The 4,469-nt window shown below is 44.8% G+C and carries 7 protein-coding genes; 6 read left to right on the forward strand and 1 reads right to left on the reverse strand.

The genetic code is table 11. From position 1 onward, the window contains the following. The 3 genes from WEIDD23_RS01240 to WEIDD23_RS01245 form a co-directional block, all read left to right on the forward strand. A partial coding sequence (locus WEIDD23_RS01240; protein WP_207644199.1) for a hypothetical protein occupies positions 1-227 on the forward strand: 227 nt, incomplete at its 5' end. Between the two features lie 52 nt (positions 228-279). Beyond that, positions 280-423 carry a hypothetical protein gene (locus WEIDD23_RS13365; RefSeq protein ID WP_010371691.1) on the forward strand — a complete coding sequence of 48 codons (144 nt, stop codon included), beginning with the start codon at positions 280-282 and terminating at the stop codon, positions 421-423. A gap of 258 nt (positions 424-681) precedes the next feature. Beyond that, positions 682-1,059: a hypothetical protein gene (locus WEIDD23_RS01245; RefSeq protein ID WP_010371688.1), complete on the forward strand. Its 378-nt coding sequence runs from the start codon at positions 682-684 to the stop codon at positions 1,057-1,059. Between the two features lie 83 nt (positions 1,060-1,142). On the opposite strand, the gene WEIDD23_RS01250 is transcribed toward WEIDD23_RS01245, so the two are convergent. After that, positions 1,143-1,613 (reverse strand): NUDIX hydrolase, encoded by a 471-nt coding sequence (locus tag WEIDD23_RS01250; protein WP_029237451.1) that lies wholly within the window; start codon positions 1,611-1,613, stop codon positions 1,143-1,145. Positions 1,614-1,763: 150 nt separating this feature from the next. On the opposite strand from WEIDD23_RS01250, the gene WEIDD23_RS01255 reads away from it, so the two are divergent. The 3 genes from WEIDD23_RS01255 to WEIDD23_RS01265 form a co-directional block, all read left to right on the forward strand. Next, positions 1,764-2,150 (forward strand): hypothetical protein, encoded by a 387-nt coding sequence (locus WEIDD23_RS01255; RefSeq protein WP_010371684.1) that lies wholly within the window; start codon positions 1,764-1,766, stop codon positions 2,148-2,150. Between the two features lie 26 nt (positions 2,151-2,176). Beyond that, a complete protein-coding gene (locus WEIDD23_RS01260; RefSeq protein ID WP_010371681.1) occupies positions 2,177-2,803 on the forward strand; it encodes a hypothetical protein in 627 nt (208 codons plus the stop codon). A gap of 102 nt (positions 2,804-2,905) precedes the next feature. Beyond that, a partial coding sequence (locus WEIDD23_RS01265; protein ID WP_242865361.1) for a hypothetical protein occupies positions 2,906-4,469 on the forward strand: 1,564 nt, incomplete at its 3' end.

Below are 4,469 nucleotides of genomic sequence, written 5' to 3' on the forward strand. Positions count from 1 at the left end.
TGACCTTAACCCTGGTGATTGCGAGTCCAATAATTTTTATGTTACTGGATTATTTTGTTTTCCCTAATATGGGCATTAGTGGTGTGTGGTCAGTAATGTTTACAGTTGGTTTGATGGCATTGGTGCTCGGCGTTTGGTATGCGGTGACCTTTTCAACGGCAGCAGCTGATGTTGAACACTGGGTGATGACGTGCTTTGCAAAGTTGCATCGAACAAATGAAAATTAAGAGTATGCTTCTTCGTGTATAATAAGGGTATTAAATGAAAAGAGGCCGTCTCATGAAGAAGTCTGAGAAGTTAGCAAAGAAGCAAGCAACCCGATTGACGAAGGAAACCGAGTTACAATTGAAGCGTGGTTTAATTCACGTTGAGTTGGTTGATTCACCAGCAGAAATCGATGCCTTTTTGGCAGAAGATAAGTAAACAATAAAGCAGACTGGGAATGTCGGTGGGTTTTAGACTACTGACGTGCCCACTAACTGCTGTGATAAAAGGTGTCTGGCTGATTTTAAGCCAGACACCTTTTATTTTGTCGGACTAATCACAAAATGAAAAGGTTTTCACAATTAAAAACCGCTTTGTAAGCGCGTTCAATTGATGTTTGTTGTAATTATTGTTCTTTATTTCACAAACTTGTGGTAAGATAAATTCAGAAAGATTTTGATTTAGAGGTAATGATAAATGGCATTAATTGCGACAAGTATTCTGAATGTGAACAACCGATTTAATAATGTTTTACGGAAGATGCGAGCAGGACAAACGATGTCTTCGATTGTCCGCGAAGAAGGATGGGCAACTGGTGTCTTGTTGCAGATGCAGACGTGGTATGAGTTTGATCACGAAGACTATATGACCGACATCCGTACGTTAGAAGCGGGTGGCGAGTTGCGTCCAATGGACTCGTTAACTGACGCCTGCAACTTATTAATGGTTTACGCAGCAACGCGCCGTGGTGATTTTGATTATAAGGATGCCTATTACAAGATGCGTCAATTAAATGCGACGTCAACAGATTACCGGGCTAATGTATTGGCAACGATTGGTCAGGTAATAGATTAACTATCAATGAAAAGGCCAGCTCAGAATTTTCTGGGCTGGCCTTTTGTTGATGTGCTAAAAATAGTGGCAGTTGATTATAGTTATTAGAAGAACCAACCATAAGGTGCCTGACGCTGTAATTGTTCGATGACTAGTTGGTGTTGGACGTTATACATTTTGGGATTATCAGCTAGCGGGACGAACGCGAGTGATAAGGTCTCATCCCCATCCGCGCGCAGTTCACCACCGGTCTGTTTAACTTCGTACAAGGTCATTGGTATTTGGGCTTGATCACCGCTTGGAAAAGTGTGGTGAAAATTTGAGTCAACGCCGATTAAGGCTGTTACCGCCACATCGATGCCGGCTTCTTCCTTAAATTCCCGAATAATCGTGGTCACCGAAGATTCGCCCAAGTTTTGCATGCCGGCAACCAAACTCCAGCCAACTTCACCATCACCACGTTTTTCCAGCAAAACTTTTGTACGTGTGGCATCGAATAGAACACCGGCGACACCTGGCATAATAATTTCATCATGGCCGATTTTTTCACGCAGTGCTTTAAAATAATTTTCCATCACCATCATAGGACCCCCGAGGTTTTAACTAAAGCTCATTGTATCATAGTGGCTGTGGCGCTTCGATTAACGTTTTTACTAGTTTGGCTGACTAACTTACTTCTGTGAATATGTTACAATAAGGGCCACAGCAACGTACAGGAGGTTGATATGACGTTTGATGAATTTGATATAGAGCTAGGGACGGTTTTGTACCTAGACGAAGTGACTGAGCGTGAAACGGCAGAAGTTGCCAAAGCCCAACGCCCGGAAGAAGACATCCACGCTGAATATGAATCAGAGCGCCGTAAGATTATGCAATCATTTTTAGTGTTTGCTGAATTACCAGCCACCGATGACATGGTGAGCCGTGCCTTGGAGAATCTGCATACGGGGTTATCAGATGGTGAACGCACCACCTTGTTGACGATTCGTAATTTGCATAATCGCGAAGCTGTTGGCAATTTTACTGAAGATGATGCTGAGGAATTAGAAGATGCCGTAGAAGCGGCGGAAGCCTACCTAATGAACCGCTTGGCGGAACTTTTTGAAGATTAAAACTGAAACAGATTGAGGAATGAGTAATGAAAGCTCTTGTTGTGCCACAACCAATTGCCAACGATGTCATGCTAGGTCAGCAAGCGTTGTTAGCTTTTCCATACGAACCAGCCGCTGATGTGGCCGAATTTTTAATGGTGTCTGGCGACGAACCATTACCGGATGAGTATACCTTAGGACTTGCGCTGGGCTACCAGTTAGGGGTTGTGACCATCAACCGCGTGACACCATCAACAGACGTGCCAGGTTTCTTTGAGTGGGAAGTTGCACCAAAAATGTTGGTTGCGCCAAAAGCGATGCACCTTGAACCAGATACATTCACGCCGGTCGCTGAAACGGATTATACCCCGTTGGAAATTGAAACAATTGGCCTGTTTGCTTGGTTGGCTGAACCACACGCAGCATTTAGTCCAGCATTACAAGCGCATGCAGATGCCCTGGTGGCCATTGGCGCGCAACAAATGCCAGCTAAATATCGTGAGATTTTGGCACAAACGGGGTCATGGCAGGAAGTTGATGCGGCGTGGGAAGATGCGCAGTTTGAACACCGAAATGCCCATATGCTGGCGCACGGTATTCCAGAGTTGGATTTCGGCCATCAACATGCAGAATTGCCTAAACTAAACCTGAAGTCGCAACACGATTCGGAATAAGGAACCAAAGAAAAACGCTGACAAATAGTCGGCGTTTTTCTGTCTAGGCACCACGTCTGAACTACGGTAGTATTAAGGTATTACATGGATTAGGGGTAGGATATGTTAACATCATTTCTGGTGCTCGAGCTAACGGCGTTGGTTACGTTAGTCTGGGCAATTAAGTTCAAGATTTCTAAACTAACAATTTGGACGTTTATTGCGGTGACGGTTCTAAATGCGATTTATGTGTATTGGCTCATGCCGGTACCAACACTCTCGCAGTTAGTGAGTCCAGTGGCTATTGAAACAACGGCTCTTGTGCTATGGACACTGTTTGCAGGTGCTTCAGCACAAGTTGTTGAACGGGTAACTAAGCGCGGCAGCCGTATTAGTTTTGCAGGATTAACCATCTGGCCGTTTGTGATTCCAATTGTCGCGTTTGTGATTTCATTAGCGGCCGGTATTTCGCAGGCAGTCACTGTGCGGCCAATGTATGATTCTGTTAAAGCAACAGTGAAAAAAGAAGCACCTTTGACGAAAGATGATCAGCCAATTGCGCTCTCAGCGCAAGCGTCACAGAACATGATGAAGAAGGCTTTTTCACAAGTGCCAGATTCATCCATGTATCGTTTGGGGGATTTGTCAGCCCAGTACATTAATGGCAAGCCTTATTACGTGGCACCAGTCGAATTCGCTGGGTTTATGTCATGGTTTATGAATCGCACATTGCCAGGATATTTCATTATTTCAGCGACTGACATTAACGATACAGCTCACTTTGTCAAAGAAAAGTTGGATTATTCTGAAACCAGCTGGTTCTCACATAATATTGCTCGCAAAATTTATATGCGCAATCCGAAGTTTGAACAAGTTGGTGAACCAATTTTGGAAATTGATAACAATGGGCAACCATATTGGGTACAAACCCTGCTGAATGTTCGTTGGGCGGGTCAGTTGGTGTTTAATGACATTCACGTGTCGTTGACCAATGCGGACACGGGTAAGACGACGGTTTATGCAACTAAAGACCTACCAAAATGGGTGGACGCTGGGGTTTCCCCAGAGGCAGCCACACGGATGAACCGTACGTATGGTAATCCATACGCCTTCAATTTCCGCCACAAGAACCAAATCAAGCCCACTGAAAACGGGTCAGAAAGTGGTGTGACACCGGTCTTTAATAACGATCGTTCAATCTCATATTTCGATGACTTTACGACGGTAACCTCGAACGCTGATTCGGATAAGGGGTACTCGTTGATTAATACGCGGACTGGTGATCTGACGTTCTACGTTGGTAAGAACGTCGGTATTATGGATTCGGATGGGGCGATGAAGGTTGCTAAGCAATTGCATCCCCAGAACAAATGGCACGGCTCAAACCCAGTGATTATGAACATTGATGGCACGCCAACTTGGGTCGTGTCGATGATGGATCAAAATGAACGTTTCCGCGAGTATGCGTACATTAAGGGGGCGGACCAAAATGTCATTGGTGAAGGGGCGAATGCTGCCGATGCCTTGGCTTCTTACCGAAATGCGCTAGCGGGTAGTGTCCAAACGGCCAGCGCCAACGATGATAGCATTAAGACGGAAACAATCACTGGAAAGGTGGCACGTGTCAATGCAAATGCGACGCTTGATGATAAACAAGTCGTTATTTTCAAGTTAGTTGATGATGACA

Origin of the sequence: Weissella sp. DD23 (assembly GCF_001579105.1) — a bacterium.
Taxonomy (GTDB): Bacteria; Bacillota; Bacilli; order Lactobacillales; family Lactobacillaceae; genus Weissella; species Weissella cibaria.